At 56.3% G+C, this 16,634-nt stretch carries 14 protein-coding genes and 4 tRNA genes; 1 reads left to right on the plus strand and 17 read right to left on the minus strand.

Going from position 1 to position 16,634, the window contains the following annotated elements:
• Entirely contained in the window at positions 1-1,197 is a 1,197-nt protein-coding gene (gene hemY / locus KGA69_RS05845; protein WP_042894676.1) for a protoheme IX biogenesis protein HemY, read from the plus strand.
• Between the two features lie 466 nt (positions 1,198-1,663).
• Here the strand turns inward: hemY and KGA69_RS05850 are convergent.
• From KGA69_RS05850 to wecA, 17 genes are all read right to left on the minus strand, one after another.
• Positions 1,664-1,740 (minus strand) — tRNA-Pro (locus KGA69_RS05850).
• 42 nt (positions 1,741-1,782) lie between these two features.
• A tRNA-Leu gene (locus tag KGA69_RS05855) sits at positions 1,783-1,869 on the minus strand.
• A gap of 22 nt (positions 1,870-1,891) precedes the next feature.
• Positions 1,892-1,967, minus strand: a tRNA-His gene (locus KGA69_RS05860).
• Positions 1,968-2,022: 55 nt separating this feature from the next.
• Positions 2,023-2,099, minus strand: a tRNA-Arg gene (locus KGA69_RS05865).
• Between the two features lie 102 nt (positions 2,100-2,201).
• Positions 2,202-3,587: a bifunctional threonine/serine APC transporter ThrP gene (thrP, locus tag KGA69_RS05870; protein WP_213292900.1), complete on the minus strand. Its 1,386-nt coding sequence runs from the start codon at positions 3,585-3,587 to the stop codon at positions 2,202-2,204.
• Positions 3,588-3,792: 205 nt separating this feature from the next.
• Positions 3,793-4,533, minus strand: a complete 741-nt coding sequence (gene wecG, locus KGA69_RS05875) for a lipopolysaccharide N-acetylmannosaminouronosyltransferase (RefSeq protein ID WP_045395568.1) — start codon at positions 4,531-4,533, stop codon at positions 3,793-3,795.
• An 11-nt stretch (positions 4,534-4,544) separates the two neighbouring features.
• Positions 4,545-5,891: an ECA oligosaccharide polymerase gene (wzyE, locus tag KGA69_RS05880; RefSeq protein ID WP_213292901.1), complete on the minus strand. Its 1,347-nt coding sequence runs from the start codon at positions 5,889-5,891 to the stop codon at positions 4,545-4,547.
• Positions 5,888-6,964 carry a TDP-N-acetylfucosamine:lipid II N-acetylfucosaminyltransferase gene (locus KGA69_RS05885; protein WP_047045691.1) on the minus strand — a complete coding sequence of 359 codons (1,077 nt, stop codon included), beginning with the start codon at positions 6,962-6,964 and terminating at the stop codon, positions 5,888-5,890. Before KGA69_RS05885 ends, wzyE begins: the two co-directional genes overlap by 4 nt.
• Entirely contained in the window at positions 6,961-8,211 is a 1,251-nt protein-coding gene (gene wzxE / locus KGA69_RS05890) for a lipid III flippase WzxE (protein ID WP_045378694.1), read from the minus strand. The genes KGA69_RS05885 and wzxE overlap by 4 nt, the downstream gene beginning before the upstream one ends.
• A 1-nt stretch (position 8,212) precedes the next feature.
• Positions 8,213-9,343 (minus strand): dTDP-4-amino-4,6-dideoxygalactose transaminase, encoded by a 1,131-nt coding sequence (rffA, locus tag KGA69_RS05895; RefSeq protein ID WP_045395563.1) that lies wholly within the window; start codon positions 9,341-9,343, stop codon positions 8,213-8,215.
• 4 nt (positions 9,344-9,347) lie between these two features.
• Positions 9,348-10,022: a dTDP-4-amino-4,6-dideoxy-D-galactose acyltransferase gene (gene rffC / locus KGA69_RS05900; RefSeq protein ID WP_045395562.1), complete on the minus strand. Its 675-nt coding sequence runs from the start codon at positions 10,020-10,022 to the stop codon at positions 9,348-9,350.
• Positions 10,000-10,881 carry a glucose-1-phosphate thymidylyltransferase RfbA gene (rfbA, locus tag KGA69_RS05905; RefSeq protein WP_015368880.1) on the minus strand — a complete coding sequence of 294 codons (882 nt, stop codon included), beginning with the start codon at positions 10,879-10,881 and terminating at the stop codon, positions 10,000-10,002. Before rfbA ends, rffC begins: the two co-directional genes overlap by 23 nt.
• Before the next feature lie 18 nt (positions 10,882-10,899).
• Positions 10,900-11,967 carry a dTDP-glucose 4,6-dehydratase gene (gene rffG / locus KGA69_RS05910; RefSeq protein WP_213292902.1) on the minus strand — a complete coding sequence of 356 codons (1,068 nt, stop codon included), beginning with the start codon at positions 11,965-11,967 and terminating at the stop codon, positions 10,900-10,902.
• Positions 11,964-13,226, minus strand: coding sequence for a UDP-N-acetyl-D-mannosamine dehydrogenase (gene wecC / locus KGA69_RS05915; RefSeq protein ID WP_047066626.1), 1,263 nt, complete (start codon positions 13,224-13,226; stop codon positions 11,964-11,966). The genes rffG and wecC overlap by 4 nt, the downstream gene beginning before the upstream one ends.
• Complete coding sequence (gene wecB / locus KGA69_RS05920) at positions 13,223-14,353, minus strand: non-hydrolyzing UDP-N-acetylglucosamine 2-epimerase (protein WP_072048022.1); 1,131 nt, start codon at positions 14,351-14,353, stop codon at positions 13,223-13,225. The genes wecC and wecB overlap by 4 nt, the downstream gene beginning before the upstream one ends.
• Before the next feature lie 55 nt (positions 14,354-14,408).
• Positions 14,409-15,455 (minus strand): ECA polysaccharide chain length modulation protein, encoded by a 1,047-nt coding sequence (gene wzzE / locus KGA69_RS05925; protein ID WP_047045682.1) that lies wholly within the window; start codon positions 15,453-15,455, stop codon positions 14,409-14,411.
• A gap of 13 nt (positions 15,456-15,468) precedes the next feature.
• Positions 15,469-16,572 carry a UDP-N-acetylglucosamine--undecaprenyl-phosphate N-acetylglucosaminephosphotransferase gene (gene wecA / locus KGA69_RS05930; protein WP_015368885.1) on the minus strand — a complete coding sequence of 368 codons (1,104 nt, stop codon included), beginning with the start codon at positions 16,570-16,572 and terminating at the stop codon, positions 15,469-15,471.
• Positions 16,573-16,634 lie beyond the last annotated feature (62 nt).

Raw genomic sequence — 16,634 nt, forward strand, 5'->3', positions numbered from 1 at the left:
ATGCTGAAAATTCTCCTGCTTTTCGCACTGCTGATCGCCGGGATCGTCGTCGGCCCGATGATCGCGGGCCACCAGGGCTACGTTCTAATCCAGACCGATAACTATAATATCGAAACCAGCGTGACGGGCCTTGTGATCATCCTGATCCTCGCAATGGTGGTGCTGTTCGCCATTGAATGGCTGTTGCGCCGCATTTTCCGTACCGGCGCGCACACGCGCGGCTGGTTCGTCGGCCGTAAGCGCCGCCGCGCGCGTAAGCAAACCGAGCAAGCGCTGCTGAAACTGGCGGAAGGCGATTACCAACAGGTTGAAAAGCTGATGGCGAAAAATGCCGATCACGCCGAACAACCGGTAGTGAACTATCTGTTAGCGGCGGAAGCGGCCCAACAGCGCGGCGATGAAGCTCGCGCCAATCAGCATCTTGAGCGTGCCGCCGAACTGGCTGGCGATGACCTGATCCCGGTTGAAATCACCCGCGTGCGCCTACAGCTGGCGCGTAATGAAAACCACGCCGCCCGTCACGGCATCGATAAGCTACTGGAAGTGACCCCGCGTCATCCGGAGGTGCTGCGTCTTGCCGAGCAGGCCTATACCCGTACCGGCGCGTGGAATTCGCTGCTGGACATCATTCCATCCATGGCGAAAGCCAACGTGGGGGATGAAGAGCACCGCGCCGCGCTGGAACAGCTGGCGTGGATTGGCCTGATGGACAAAGCGCTGGCCGACGGCGGTAGCGAAGGGCTACGCGAGTGGTGGCGCAACCAGAGCCGTAAAACGCGCGCCCTGATACCGCTGCAGGTGGCGATGGCCGAACGCCTGATCGAGAGCGACGATCACGACACCGCACAGCAGATTATTATCGATGGCCTGAAGAAACAGTACGACGACCGCCTGGTTATGCCAATCCCGCGGCTGAAGACCAATAATCCTGAACAACTGGAGAAAGTGCTGCGCCAGCAGATCAAAGCCGTCGGCGACCGTCCGCTGCTGTGGAGCACCCTGGGCCAGTCGCTGATGCGTCACGGTGAATGGCAGGAGGCCAGTATCGCTTTCCGCGCCGCGCTTAAGCAGCGCCCGGATGCCTTTGATTACGCGTGGCTTGCCGATGCGCTCGACCGCCTGCACCAGCCGGAAGAAGCGGCGACCATGCGCCGTGACGGCCTGCTGTTGACGCTACACAATAACCCTCAGCAGTAATTCACGATAACGCTATCGCCTCGTTCGGGGCGATAGCGCCCTTCTCTCGCGAAAAAATAGCCTACCCCTGAAAGAAAAAAACGCCTGCGCTGAAATCAGGGCAGGCGTTAAAACAGGTCTGTTTGACAACAAATTGGGTGCTTCACTCAACGTTATGTCCATGGTGTTTGATGAGACATATGAAATGCGACATCTATCAGTGGACGATAAGCACCGTAAGTACGGCTCTGCATCATTCCTGAGTTTATGAGGCACAAAGGCGAACATAAGAGATGGAATGAGCATCTACCCGGTTATTATCGCACAGGATCCAGCGAGATTGCATCTATCGCAGCAATCATTTGGGACAATTCCGGACAATAATTCGCAGACGTGGAACCTATTTTTTACGAGGAAGATCAGCGGGATAAAAGACGACTGGAGAAAACCGGAAAACAAAAAACCCCGCCGAAGCGGGGTTCAAAATTGGTCGGCGAGAGAGGATTCGAACCTCCGACCCACTGGTCCCAAACCAGTTGCGCTACCAAGCTGCGCTACTCGCCGAAATACTGCTTTTTGAATTTTTAGTTCAATTCTTTAAAGTCGTGGTGCGAGGGGGGGGACTTGAACCCCCACGTCCGTAAGAACACTAACACCTGAAGCTAGCGCGTCTACCAATTCCGCCACCTTCGCAATTCACAACTCTATCAAATAATGGGGTGGCTAATGGGATTCGAACCCACGACAACTGGAATCACAATCCAGGGCTCTACCAACTGAGCTATAGCCACCACAACAATTCTTTTACGCGGTATTAAAACCACCGCAGCTCCAGCACCGGGTAAATGGTGCGCCCGACAGGATTCGAACCTGAGACCTCTGCCTCCGGAGGGCAGCGCTCTATCCAGCTGAGCTACGGGCGCTTAGCGCCGTTGCGGGGGTGGATAATACGGACTTCCCCCACCCCTGTCTAGTGCCTTTTTAAATAAAATTTCTATTTGCTCACAGTTTGTGCGCTTTGGCGCTTATTCCGCCGTTTTATCGAGATTTCCCCGCTTGCCGAGGCCGAAAACCTTATAAATAAGGGTCACTGCGGCAAGGAAAATAATCCCGACAAAGAGCGACATCCGGGTTTCATCGTTGATTCCCATGCCGATCAGCACACAAACGAGGAATGCCATCGTCAAATAGTTCGCCCACGGGAACAACAGCGAACGGAACGGATGGCTGGCCATCGCCTGCTGATGCTCGCGGCGGAAACGCAGCTGGCTTATCAGGATCACAAACCACGGCACCATCCCCGGCAACACGCTGGCGCTATAGACATAGACAAACACGCGCTGCGGGTTAGGAATAATGTAGTTCAGGCACGAACCGATTAGCAGAATCACGATCGACAGCGCAACGCCCGCTACCGGTACGCCCTGACGCGACACTTTGGCCATTGCCGCCGGTAGCTGACGATTACGCGCCAGCGCATATAACATGCGTCCACAGCTATACATCCCGCTGTTACAGCCCGACAGCGCGGCGGTCAGCACCACGAAGTTGATAATCCCCGCCGCCGCGGTAATGCCGATTTTGGCGAAGGTGAGAACGAATGGGCTACCGGTCGAGCCAATCTGGTTCCACGGGAAGATAGTCACGATAACGAAAATCGCCCCCACGTAGAAAATCAGGATACGCCACAGCACCTTGCCTACCGCGCTACGCAACGTGACCTGCGGGTTTTTCGCTTCCCCGGCAGTGATACCGATAAGTTCAACGCCCTGATAAGAGGCGACGACAATACACAGCGCCGTCAGGAAGCCTTTCCAGCCGCCGGCGAAGAAGCCGCCATACTCGGTCAGGTTGCCAAAACCGATCGACTGTCCGCCGTTGCCGAAACCAAAGAAGATGACGCCCAGACCGATGACAATCATCACGATAATGGTGGTGACTTTAATCATCGCAAACCAGAACTCGATCTCGCCGTACAGACGCACTGCCGCCAGGTTAGCCAACGCCACCAGTCCGACGGCAATTAGCGCCGGGATCCACTGCGCCATCTCCGGGAACCAGAACTGCACGTATACCCCGATGGCGGTGATCTCAGATATCCCCACCGCCATCCACATAAACCAGTATGACCAGGCCGTGAGATAGCCGAAGAACGGGCTCATGTAGCGATGTGCGTAAACGGCGAATGAGCCGGTTACTGGTTCGAGGAACAACATCTCGCCCATCGAACGCATGATAAAGAAGACAAATAAACCGGCGATAATATACGCCAGCAGGACGGACGGACCGGCCCACTTCAGCGTACTTGCCGCACCCATGAATAACCCTACGCCAATCGTCCCGCCTAGCGCGATTAGCTCAATATGCCGGGCCTCCAGTCCACGCTGGAGTTCCGCTTTTTTCTCAGTCATAAAGCCTCTTGTGTTTGCTGTACTCCGGGTACTCCCGGTTATTGTTATTCATTGAAACCATAGCCTTGCCGACGCGCAGGTCTCCCCCACGCGTTTGAAGCATGCGAATGGTTAATTAATTTTACGGAAATGGCAAATAAAGTATCAGGCGAGTGAAGAGATTACACAGAATATGTATGCAATCTCGTCTGGTTGCAGTGGAATATCAGAGCTTGCCGGAATAATGCCAACGTAAATAGCGCAGTAGACGGAACTGTCTTTTGATGCGGCTCGGCTGCAGGAGCAGGCGATAGAACCACTCCAGCCCCAGGTTCTGCCAGAATTTTGGCGCCCGGTGAACGTGGCCGGTAAAGACGTCATAAGTGCCGCCAACGCCCATATACAACGCGGCGGGATACACCAGTCGACAGTCGCGCATCAGAATTTCCTGGCGCGGCGATCCCATCGCGACGGTGACAATTTTCGCCCCGCTGTCGCGTACCCGTTCAAACAACTGCTGGCGCTGATCGGCGGAAAAATAGCCGTCCTGACTGCCGACGATATTCACCTTCCAGCGTTCACGTAGCTTCGCTTGCGTCTCCGCCAGCACCTCGGGCTTGCCGCCAATCAGAAACACCGGCGTTCCCTGCGCCCCGGCGCGCTCCATTAAGGCTTCCCACAGATCGGCGCCGGCAACGCGCGACACCTCAGCCTGCGGATATTTTTTGCGTAATGATCGCACGACGCTGATGCCGTCGGCATATTTAAACTCGGCGGCCTCAATCAGCGCACGCACTTCCGGGATATCTTCTACCGCCAGCATTTTTTCGGCGTTGATCGCGACCAGCGTTCCCTGACGCAGTTCGCCGTCGGCGAAGAGATAGTTGAGCGCATGCTGCATGTCGCGCCAGCCAATAAGCTGCAGCCCTCGCAGCGCATACTGCGGCGCGGAAGTGTTATCAGTCATGTTCATCCTTATCATACCTGCGGTTGCGAAAGCGGCTTCACCCGCTTATGAATCAATCCTGCGCTGTCCAGGAGCCAGTACAGCAATTTCGCCGCTAACAAGCAGATACCAAAGATCACGAGGAAAAACACCACGCGGGAGCCGAACGAATCCAACCCTTCGCGTGCCAGCACTATCATGTTGAAGATAGCGCCGAAACAGAAACTGTGCAGGATAGCCGCTTTGTAGCGATTGCTCTCCCGATTGCCAAGTTCGTACAACCAGTCAAACCATTTAATGATAAGCCCTACCGCGACGGCGCCCAGCGGTACGAACCATACGCCGCCCATTACCACCAGCGAACCGATCAGCGTCGGCGATATCGCCAGCCCCGAATGGTTGTTTAATACTTCCCACGTGAAGTAATTGGCGGTATTCAGCACCATTGTCGGGCGACCGTGCCACATCCAGCCGGGGATAAAGACGTAGAAGTCGCGGATCATCGGCGCCAGCCCCTGGAACTCAATCTTGTCGTAATTCTGCAGCAGCAGCGCCAGGTTCTCCCACGGCGAGAAGGTATCACGCGTGAGATAGAGGAAAGTATAAAACGCTTCATCGCCGCTAACGTTCATCCCGTAGCGCTTCAACGCCAACCAGAACATGCCGACAATACCCAGCACGCCCGCCGCCGCCAGCATCCACAGGCTGATCCAGCCGCGAATAATGCCGATAAACAGGAAGATAGCGAAAGCGATTATGATATTAGCACGGGTGCCGCCAACGATCGCGTAGGTCAGCAGGCCAAAGGCGACGGTGCTCACCAGGAAGAAAATCCACGCCTTGTAATCCTGACGCAGGAAATAGATCACCAGCATCGCCGGAATAAAGAAGTAGAAGAAGCGTTTTAACGCCACGCCGGACACTTCCGCAGAGAATATCTGGCTGTATGAATTGAGCTTAAATAGCAGAAAACCGTTGTGGGCGAAGAAGATACCGACGCACAGCAGCGCCAGCCCCATCAAAATCCCCCAGGCCAGATGGGTTTCAACCCGGTTCATGGTGAACAGCGGGCGACGTGGAACATCACGCGATGCCGGACGCAGTCGCGTTTTGTAGGTCACGTAGTAGATGGCGTAGAAGCACACCGCAACCAGCAGCGTCTGCAGCAAAATCTCCGGCGGCGCCACGCTGACGTCAAAGCGGAACACCAGGATACTGGTTAACGGGAAGCCGAAGAAAAAGGTGAGCAGGAACAACAACGAGAAAAAGACGTTGAAGTTAAAGCGCACGCGGCGGAACTCAAACCAGGTGGCGGTGGCGATAAACAGCGTCGACAGCAGCCAGACCACCAATAGCCCGCTAAATTGCATTAACGTCATACCCGATCCTCCGCTGCCAGCTGTAACGCCCGCTGCCAGCCCGCCAGATAGTTCGGGCGGAAGAAAGCGATTTGCGTTTTATCAACGCTCGCTAACTGGCGCTGTGCTTCGCGCACCACGTCGACATTCAGAGTATCGCTGGTAAACAGCACCGGGATCTGTTGTTCGGTCATATCCTGCCAGAACGGATTTTCGCGATTGAGCACGCAGGGAATACCCGCCTGAACCAGCAGGCACAGCGTGCCGATACCCTGCTGGCGCGCAAACAGGAAATAACCCAGATCGCAGCGGCGCAGCAGCGCCAGATAATCATCAAACTCAAGCTTCTCGCTGAGGATCTGCAGATGCTCGCGACTAAACAGCGCCGCTCCCGCCTGACGAACTTCATCAATGTAGGCTTCATTGTTGGCCGGATAGCCCATCGGTACGATGACATTCACCGTATCGCCAAACTGCTGATAAATCGCCTTTAGCGCTGCAATATGCTCATTACTACGATCGCCGGAATTTCCGACCAGAATGGTCAGGGTGTCACCGCGCGGGGCGGTATCGGCAAGGGAATTTAGCGATGGATCCATGCGGGTCGGGAAGTACAGCAGTTCGCCCGGCACTCGCGGATGGCGGTTCGCAAACCAGCTGAGATCGCCGCGGGTGGCGAAAACGCGTCCTACTCGCCCTTGCGCCATGCGGCGCAGAGGATAAAACAGACGGAATTTCAGGCTGGCTGAGTTTTCATACAGATCCGCGCCCCAGATATGCCAGTTAAACTGCGACGGTCGGATCCCGCCGCTCAACAGCGCCAGCCACAGACCGGTATTAAACTGACCGTGGAAAAAAAAGCGCTGCTGGCGATCGGCTTTCGCTTTGGCGATCGCCGCCTGCGCCAGCGATTTTTTACCCGGGTAGCAGGTAATTTCCAGCGCCGGATACGCCTCGCGCATACCTGTCGCATCACCCACGACCATAAACGTCCTGGCCCGCGCGTCGGCGGCCAGTTCGTCGTTAAAGAACCGCAATACGGTCTGGTTGTGGTGCGGGATATCCGATCCCAGTACGTGTATCAGTGCTGTCATGCCCGTTTACGCCAGAGTAAAAACACGCCACTACAAAGGGCGAAATAAACAATATAAGTGGCCATATACGCCTGCGCCGCGCCAAGTGCGCCGTGCGCCGGAATAAGCCAGTGTGAAAATGCGGTCAGCAGCGTGAACTGGCTGATTTCCGTCAGAATATAAAAACGCAATGACGCTTTGGCGATCACCAGATAGCCGTAAACGTAAGCGCCAACTTTTAAAACATCGCCCACTAACTGCCAGGCGAACAGGTCGCGCATAGCGGTGAAGCGCGCGGAAAACAGTAACCAGATGGCAAAATCGCGCAGCAGCCAGACCGTCAGGCTCGCCGCCGCCACCGCCGGCAGGACGAATTTCAACGACTTCACTATTTCACGCGTGATGTCCGTTTTGGCGCTCAGCCGCGACAACGTCGGCAGCAGATATACGCTAAAGGAAGCGGTAATAAACTGCAGGTAGGCATCCGAGATACTGCTCACCCCCTGCCAGATGCCGACCGCCTCCCAGCCGTAATGCGCCGCCAGCAGATTACGCATCATCACATAGGCCACCGGCAGCGTCACCGAGGTAATCAGCGCCATCAAGGTAAATTTCGATAGCTGCCCTGCAAGGCCGTTATCCCAACGCGGACGTAGCGCGCTCAGCGGGATCGCGCCACGTCGCCATAGCATAATGGCGGCAGGAACCACCACCAGCGCGGGGACTAACGCCAGCCCTAACAGCGCCCCCTGATAACCACCGAAGTAGTAACAGGCGTAATAGGCCGCCACGCCAATCAGGCTACCGGCAATCAGCGAAAAAGCGTTACCCGCCGCATCGCGAAAACCTTTCATCAGCGCCAGCAGATAGTTGGCCCACGCGATCCCCATCTGCACCAGCGCCACCAGACGTACCAGATTCTGATAGTGCGAATGCCCGAACAGCGCCTGGCTTATCGGCGCCGCCGCCAGCAAAAAGACCAGCGCCAGCAGAGTGGAAAAACCGAGCACCATTGATGACGACGTCCCGACCACCTGCTTCAGGCGTAGCGGATCGTCGTGATGTTGGGCAACCAGCTTAGTGACGCCATTAAAAATCCCGGCGCCAGCCAGTACGCCAAGGACGGTGACCAGTTGCCGGAAGTTACCGGCCTGGCCTACGCCCGCCGGGCCGAATGAGACCGCCAGCAGCTTTACCACCAGCAGACCGGCGCCTATTTTGACTAACGTGGACGCCGCGGTCCACAGTGATGCTTTTGCCAACGACATATCAGGAGAAGTAGCTCAGCAGCGAGTTAATCACCGTCCGTTGGTTTACCGCAGACAGGTTGTAGAACAGCGGTAAACGCAACAGGCGTTCGCTCTCCTGGGTGGTATAACGATCTTCGCCGCAGAACTCGCCGAACTGTTCGCCAGCCGGGCAGCTATGTAGCGGAATGTAATGGAACACCGCCAGAATTTCTGCCTCTTTCAGCCAGTTAATCAGCGCCGCCCGGTCATCGTTATCCCGCAGCTTAATGTAGAACATATGCGCGTTTTGCCCGCAATCCGCTGGCACCGCCGGCAGATCGATACGGCCCGCGCGCGCCAGCGGCAGCAGCGCGTCATAATAATTTTGCCACAGCATCAGGCGCTGCTGGTTAATCCGCTCAGCGGCTTCCAGCTGCGCCCAGAGATACGCGGCCTGCAGATCGGACATCAAATAGCTGGAACCGATATCGCGCCAGGTGTACTTATCCACCAGACCGCGGAAGAACTGGCTACGGTTAGTGCCTTTTTCGCGAATGATCTCCGCGCGTTCCACCAATTTAGGATCGTTGATAAGCGTTGCGCCGCCTTCACCACCCGCGGTGTAGTTTTTCGTCTCATGGAAGCTAAAGCAACCGATATGGCCGATGGTGCCCAGCGCGCGGCCCTTATAGGTGGACATCACGCCCTGCGCGGCGTCTTCCACCACGTACAGGTTATATTTGGCGGCGAGCGCCATGATGGTGTCCATCTCACAGGCCACGCCCGCATAATGCACCGGCACGATCGCCCGGGTTTTATCGGTGATCGCCGCTTCTATCAACGACTCATCAATATTCATCGTATCGCGACGGATATCGACGAAGACGATTTTCGCCCCGCGCAGCACAAAGGCGTTGGCGGTGGAAACAAAGGTATAGCTGGGCATGATGACTTCATCGCCCGGCTGAATATCCAGCAGCAGCGCCGCCATTTCCAGAGACGCGGTGCAGGATGGCGTCAGCAGCGCCTTCGCGGTGCCGAAGCGCTGTTCAAACCACTGCTGGCAGCGACGGGTAAAACCGCCGTCGCCGCAAAGCTTGCCGCTGTTCATCGCCGATTGCATGTAATCGAGCTCGGTTCCCACCACCGGCGGTGCGTTAAATGGAATCATCGTGTCACCTGTATAACCAGTACGCGGTGCTTTCCACATTCGCACCGCTGAGAATATAACGTTTAAGCGCGGCGGTGTTGCCCATTTGGGTCGCCACCCGCAGTGTAGAAAGCCCGCGTTGCGCCGCCCAGTGGCGCGCCGCCTGCATAAGCTCGGCGCCAGCGCCGCGCCCGGCCAACAGGCCGATACGCGCGTCGGTGTCATTGAGCTGACGCAAAGAAACAAATGCGCGGATGTCGCCATCGGACGCGCGAAATAACAGACACTGGTGATCAAAGGTTCCCAGTACCGCGTTTTCAATCCATTGCGCGTAGAAACGGCCGCTGGCGTCAGCGGCGTACCAGGGAGCGCGAAAACGGCTCATGGCAAAGGCCTGCGCCGCCAGTTCGCGCAGTCGCGCAATATCGCCTTCGACGGCCCATTCGGCGCCAGCATCAGCCGGCTCGCCTACCGGCAACGCCAGATCGACCTCGCCTTCCACCAGTTGAAAACCGATCTCCTGTAGCGCATCCAGCCGGGCGGTGTCGCTGGCGGCGACTTTCGCCTGCACTCGCGACCATCCCGCCAGGGCTTCAGCGGTGAGCAGCGGCGCGCGTTCGTCAAAGCGAACGATGCCGCTATTAACGGCGAAGAAGCGGTTTTCCCACTCCAGCGCTTCAATACTGGCGCGGGCGGGCACGGAGGAGATCCAGCAAGTATTGGCCATAGCCGGTTTTTTCCAGCCGCTTCGCGGCGCGTTTGACGCCGTCATCATCAAGCCAGCCGTTACGCCAGGCTATTTCTTCCAGACAGGCGATTTTAAAGCCCTGCCGCTTCTCTACCGTCTGCACAAACATGCTGGCTTCAATCAGGCTATCGTGCGTGCCGGTATCCAGCCACGCAAAGCCGCGCCCAAGCAACTCGACGGTTAACGCGCCATCCTCAAGATACATCTGGTTGATGGAGGTAATTTCCAGCTCGCCGCGCTCGGATGGTTTGACCCGTTTGGCGTATTCGGCCACTTTTCCATCGTAGAAATAAAGCCCTGTGACCGCCCAGTTCGACTTGGGTTGTTTCGGCTTTTCCTCCAGCGACAAGGCGCGGAAGTTGTCATCAAACTCCACTACGCCGAAGCGCTCAGGATCCATCACCTGATAGCCAAATACCGTCGCCCCTTCGGTGCGGGTTGCGACGCTACGCAGCTTAGGGCTAAAGCTCTGGCCAAAGAAGATATTATCGCCCAACACCAGGCACGCCGGTTCGCCGTTGAGAAACGCTTCCCCGATAATAAATGCCTGGGCTAAACCATCAGGCGTCGGCTGAACGGCATAATGCAATTGGATACCGAACTCGGAGCCATCGCCGAGCAGGCGTTGGAAATCGCGCTGATCTTCCGGCGTGGTGATGATAAGGATTTCACGGATCCCGGCCAGCATTAACACCGACAGCGGGTAGTAAATCATCGGCTTGTCGTAAATCGGCAGCAGCTGTTTCGACACGCCGCGCGTGATGGGATGCAGGCGCGTACCGGAACCGCCTGCCAGAATAATACCTTTCATCATGCCCTCCTGGGCCAGTTAGCCGTGCAGCCCAAGACGCTCGCCCTGATAGCTACCGTCCTGAACCTGCCGCCACCATGCCTCATTTGCCAGATACCACTGGACGGTCTTGCGCATGCCGGAAGTAAAGGTCTCATCCGGCGTCCAGCCCAGCTCGCGTGCAATCTTCGCCGCATCAATCGCATAACGCAGATCGTGGCCCGGCCGGTCAGCAACGAAGGTTATCAAATCGCGATAGTGCGCCACGCCCTGCGGCTTTTTCGGCGCCAGCTCTTCGAGCAATTCGCAAATGGTTTCCACCACCTCGATGTTTTTGCGCTCGTTATGGCCGCCGATATTGTAAGTTTCGCCCGGTTCGCCGCGGGTCGCCACCAGATACAGCGCTCTGGCGTGGTCTTCGACATACAGCCAGTCGCGAATTTGTTGGCCGTTACCGTAAACCGGTAGCGGTTTTCCCGCCAGCGCGTTGAGAATAATCAACGGGATCAGCTTCTCCGGGAAGTGATACGGGCCGTAGTTATTCGAGCAATTAGTGATAAGCGTCGGCAGGCCATAGGTACGCTGCCAGGCGCGTACCAGATGGTCGCTACTGGCTTTCGAGGCCGAATAGGGGCTGCTTGGCGCATAAGGCGTGGTCTCGGTAAAGAAATCATCGCTGCCGTGCAGATCGCCATACACTTCGTCCGTCGAGATATGATGGAAGCGAAACGCCGATTTTTGCTCCGCCGTCAGCGTATTCCACCAGCTGCGCGCGGCTTCCAGCAGCGTATAGGTACCGACGATATTGGTTTCGATGAACGCCGCCGGGCCATCGATGGAACGATCGACATGGCTTTCCGCCGCCAGATGCATCACCGTATCGGGTTGATGCTGGCGAAAGACGCGATCCAGCTCGGCCCGGTTACAGATATCCACCTGTTCAAAGGCAAAACGCGCATCCTGCGCCACCGGCGCCAGCGACATCAAATTGCCGGCGTAGGTCAGCTTATCCACGACCACGACGCGATCGGCGGTGTGCTGGGTGATTTCACGCACTACCGCGGAGCCAATAAAGCCCGCGCCGCCGGTGACCAGAATCGTTCTCACCGCCACACTCCTTTGGTGTCGATGATATAGGCCTGAGCAACGCTATCGCCGCTAACGGCTTTAAACTCTTTGTGATCGACCAGCATCACCAGCACATCGGCGCTCGCCAGCGCGTCATCAAGTGTCGCCAGCGTACACAGGCCATCAAGTTTCTTCGGCAGCGCGTGAATGTTGGGCTCAACCACCTGCGTCGCGCCGCTGTGCCAGCGGGCGATCTGCGCGGCAATTTCCATCGCCGGGCTTTCACGTAGATCATCAATGTTAGGCTTAAAGGCCAGGCCGAAGCAGGCAATAGTCAGTTCGCTGGCGCGTTTATTGCTGGCATTCAGGCACTCGGCAACCTGTGCTTTCACCCGTTCGATAACCCATTCCGGCTTGTGGTCGTTTACCTCGCGCGCGGTGCGAATCAGACGCGCCTGCTGCGGGTTTTGCGCCACGATAAACCACGGATCGACAGCGATACAGTGGCCGCCGACGCCCGGACCCGGCTGCAGAATATTGACGCGCGGATGGCGGTTCGCCAGGCGGATCAGTTCCCAGACGTTGATCCCCTGATCGGCGCAAATCAGCGATAGTTCGTTAGCAAAGGCGATGTTGACGTCGCGGAAGCTGTTTTCCGTCAGCTTGCACATTTCCGCAGTGCGCGAGTTAGTCACTACGCATTCGCCTTCAAGGAAAATTTTATATAGCTCACTGGCGCGCGCCGAACAGACCGGCGACATACCACCAATTACGCGGTCGTTTTTGATGAGTTCAACCATCACCTGCCCCGGCAGCACGCGCTCCGGACAGTAGGCGATATTAACGTCAGCCGCCTCGCCCACCTGCTGTGGGAAGCTGAGATCGGGGCGCATCGCCGCCAGCCACTCGGCCATCTGTTCGGTCGAACCGACCGGCGAAGTGGATTCCAGGATCACCAATGCCCCTTTCTTCAGGGTCGGCGCAATAGATTTAGCGGCGGATTCGACAAAGGCCATATCTGGCTCATGTCCGCCTTTAAACGGCGTCGGGACGGCAATCAGGTAGGCGTCAGACTCCACCGGCACGGTGGTGGCGCTTAAATATCCCTGTTCAACCGCCGTTTTTACGACGCTCGCTAAATCCGGCTCGACGATATGAATCTCACCACGGTTAATGGTCTCTACGGCGTGTTGATTGATGTCCACGCCAACCACCCGCCGTTGCCGGGACGCAAATGCGGCAGCGGTTGGCAGACCAATGTATCCAAGGCCAATCACTGAAATGGTAGAAAAACTCATAGCGTTACCTGATTATTTTTAAGGGCGGATAAAATACGATCGCATGCCTGTCCATCGCCGTAAGGATTATGGGCCCGGCTCATCGCCTGCCAGGCGGCATCATCCTGCAGCAGCCGGGTGACTTCATCAACGATACGCTGTCTGTCGGTGCCGACCAGCCGCACGGTGCCGGCGGCGACCGCCTCCGGACGTTCCGTCATTTCGCGCATCACCAGTACCGGTTTACCCAGCGACGGCGCCTCTTCCTGAATCCCGCCGGAATCGGTCAGAATCAGCCACGCGCGATTCATCAGCCAGACGAACGGCAGGTAATCCTGCGGTTCAATTAATTTCACGTTGGCGACATGGCCGAGAATACGGTTAACCGGTTCACTGACATTCGGGTTCAGGTGAACCGGGTAAACAATCTGCACATCAGGATGATGGCTGGCGATATCCGCCAGCGCATGGCAAATGTGCTCGAAGCCGAGACCAAAGCTCTCGCGACGGTGGCCGGTCACCAGAATTAATTTCTTATCCGCTTCGAGGAACGGGTAGCGCTGCATCAGTTCATTGCGCAGCGCCTCATCGCCAAGGACACGATCGCGAACCCAAAACAGCGCATCGATCACCGTATTACCGGTGACGGTAATACGTTCTGCGTCAATATTTTCCCGCAGCAGGTTATCGCGCGAGGTGGCGGTCGGGGCGAAATGGTACATCGCCAGGCGCCCGGTCAGCGTGCGGTTGCCCTCTTCCGGCCACGGCGAGTTCAGATCGCCGGTACGCAGGCCCGCTTCTACGTGGCCCACCGGGATACGCTGATAAAACGCCGCCAGACTGGCCGCCATCGTCGTCGTGGTATCGCCATGTACCAGCACCACGTCCGGCTTAAACGACTCCAGTACCGGCTTTAAACCTTGCAGAATACGGCAGGTAATCTCGGTTAATCCCTGCCCCGGCTGCATAATGTTCAGATCGTAGTCCGGCGTAATCGAAAACAGTTTCAACACCTGATCGAGCATCTCCCGATGCTGCGCGGTTACGCAAACCTTTGCCTCAAAATGAGGATCCTTTGCCAGCGCATGGACCAGCGGCGCCATCTTGATGGCTTCTGGTCTCGTGCCAAATACAGTTAGTACTTTCACATCGATTCTCTTCGATTAGGTGATGATGGCGCGGAGCCTTCATCACAGGCCCCATTCACTGGACACGACGACGTGCTAACGCCACGCCTGCGCCGATGAGCGCGCCCACAATCCCCCACATGATCATCAGAAATACGCGCCGCGGGCTATCGCGTTTTACAGGTTCTTCCGGCGTACGCAAATATCTGTAAGTCTGAAAACGTGGATCCAGCGTCGGGCCAACGTTTAGCGTGTTCAGCATGGCGCGGTTCTGGTCATAGTCGAGATCGTATTCCGGCCCTACGGCCTGCAGATTTTCGAGGCGCGCCTGCAACATCGGCCGGCCCAGTAAGAAGAGTTCGGAGGCCGGCAGCTGCTCCGCTGGAACATCGGTCTCGCTGCGTGAAATGTTATGCTGCTGGGCGATTTTCAACGCCTGCTCGACGCTCTGCACGCGGCGGTTGTAGATCTCGCTCGCCACCTCTTCCTGACGCTTCACCTGCGCTTTCATCTGTACGGTACGCGCCGCCCAGGCGCCCTTCAGCTCATCATTAAGATGACCGGCGGCACGCTGACTGGCGAAAGCGACGTACTGACGCAGCAGATTATTGGCATCTGGCGCGGTCTCCGCCGTCAGCTTGATGCTGTCATTGACGCTTTTCAGCGGGTCGCCCGGGATAAACTGAATATCGTTAATCAGATCGTCAAGCATCGCGGCATCCGCGCGCGCGTTGCCTGACTGACGCTGCTTGTAGTAGTCGGTCTGCAGCCAGAAGTCACGGCGGGTATCCCATGACGCCTGTTGCATAATAAACTCTTTGTATGCCTCATCCATGGCGGAAGGTTGGTCTACCGAAGCCAGATCGGCTTTGATATCCAGGTTACGCAAGAACTGCTGTTGCGAATAGTATCCACCCAGCATATTGACGGTCGGCCGGTCGGTAATTGCCGTCGCGCTCCACTCCTGGCGAGCAAAAAAGGAATAAATAAGAACGATCAGCGCGAATAGCACGGCGATGCCGACTATCCAGCCTTTTCCTGCCCATAAGGCGCGAAACAGCCCGCGAATATCCAGTTCGTTCTCAACGTTCACTGCTTGTGCTCCCGGTAATGGTTGAGTCATCACGTCCCCAGTTTTACTTGGTTAAATTTGGATTATTGCCGCTGTGTCGCCGAATTCTGCGTCTAATGCGCTTAACCAGACGCGCCACTTTCCATGCGCGCTTAATGCAGTAGCCATAAAGTAAAAAAGCAAACAAAAAGAGTATTAACATCACCCATTCAGGAACAATACGGGTGTATTCCGCCACTACGCCGACCAGCGCCAATAAAGCGGCAGCCAGCGTAATCAGGACAAAGGCCTGCCGGGAAGTAAACCCGGCACGCATGATCAAATGATGAATATGCTGACGGTCTGGCGAGAATGGGCTCATCCCCTTTCTCAGGCGGCGATACATAATCGCCACCATATCCATCAATGGAATCGCAATAATCCACAGCGCCGTCACCGGGCTGATGGGATGCGTTTTGCCCTGCGTCGTTTCCAGCAGGATCCAGATAATGGTGAAGCCAATCATGGTGCTGCCGGCATCACCCATAAACACTTTATAGCGACGTCCAAGCGCGCCGAGATTAAGTAAAATATAGGGCAGAATGGCGGCAATCATCGCAAAACACCACATTGCCAGGCTGTACTGGCCGTCAAACCACAGGATGATGCCGGTTGCGGCAAAGGAGACGGACGATAACCCGCCGAGCAGTCCGTCAATGCCATCTACCATATTGAAGGCGTTGATTGCCGCCCAAACGGCGAAAAGGGTGAGGAAAAAACCAAAGGGGCCGAGGACTAACTCCCACGAACCGAAAATATAGCCGAGACTGCTGAGATGCAGATTACCCGCCGTCATCATGATAACGGCTATCGCGGCCTGAATAACCGCACGAATTTTTACGCTGATATCAAATCGGTCATCTAATGCGCCGACCAACACCAGCACGCCCGCGCAGGCCAGATACAGCGTGGCATGAGGGATATAATAATCGGCAATCGCAAAGGTAAAACAAATACCGGCATAAACTGAGATACCACCAACTAACGGAATCAAACCTTGATGCCGTTTCCGATAGTTTGGCTTATCCACTAACCCAATTTTTTTCGCTGCTTTACGGGCAACAAATATAAAGAGGGTCGTGAATAAGAAAACACTGATTAATTCAGTAATAGCAGTGAGTAAATTCACAACACATGTGCTCTCAGCATAGTTAATCCGGGGAGTATAACGATGATGTCTCCACTCCTGAA

This window comes from Klebsiella sp. A52 (assembly GCF_018388785.1).
Taxonomy (GTDB): Bacteria; Pseudomonadota; Gammaproteobacteria; order Enterobacterales; family Enterobacteriaceae; genus Klebsiella; species Klebsiella aerogenes.

Bases quoted from the DNA above. Each gene is read 5' to 3' on its own strand.
- hemY (WP_042894676.1), top strand. From the start codon at position 1: ATGCTGAAAATTCTCCTGCTTTTCGCACTGCTGATCGCCGGGATCGTC.
- thrP (WP_213292900.1), bottom strand. From the start codon at position 3,587: ATGACTGAGAAAAAAGCGGAACTCCAGCGTGGACTGGAGGCCCGGCAT.
- wecG (WP_045395568.1), bottom strand. From the start codon at position 4,533: ATGACTGATAACACTTCCGCGCCGCAGTATGCGCTGCGAGGGCTGCAG.
- wzyE (WP_213292901.1), bottom strand. From the start codon at position 5,891: ATGACGTTAATGCAATTTAGCGGGCTATTGGTGGTCTGGCTGCTGTCG.
- KGA69_RS05885 (WP_047045691.1), bottom strand. From the start codon at position 6,964: ATGACAGCACTGATACACGTACTGGGATCGGATATCCCGCACCACAAC.
- wzxE (WP_045378694.1), bottom strand. From the start codon at position 8,211: ATGTCGTTGGCAAAAGCATCACTGTGGACCGCGGCGTCCACGTTAGTC.
- rffA (WP_045395563.1), bottom strand. From the start codon at position 9,343: ATGATTCCATTTAACGCACCGCCGGTGGTGGGAACCGAGCTCGATTAC.
- rfbA (WP_015368880.1), bottom strand. From the start codon at position 10,881: ATGAAAGGTATTATTCTGGCAGGCGGTTCCGGTACGCGCCTGCATCCC.
- wecC (WP_047066626.1), bottom strand. From the start codon at position 13,226: ATGAGTTTTTCTACCATTTCAGTGATTGGCCTTGGATACATTGGTCTG.
- wzzE (WP_047045682.1), bottom strand. From the start codon at position 15,455: ATGACTCAACCATTACCGGGAGCACAAGCAGTGAACGTTGAGAACGAA.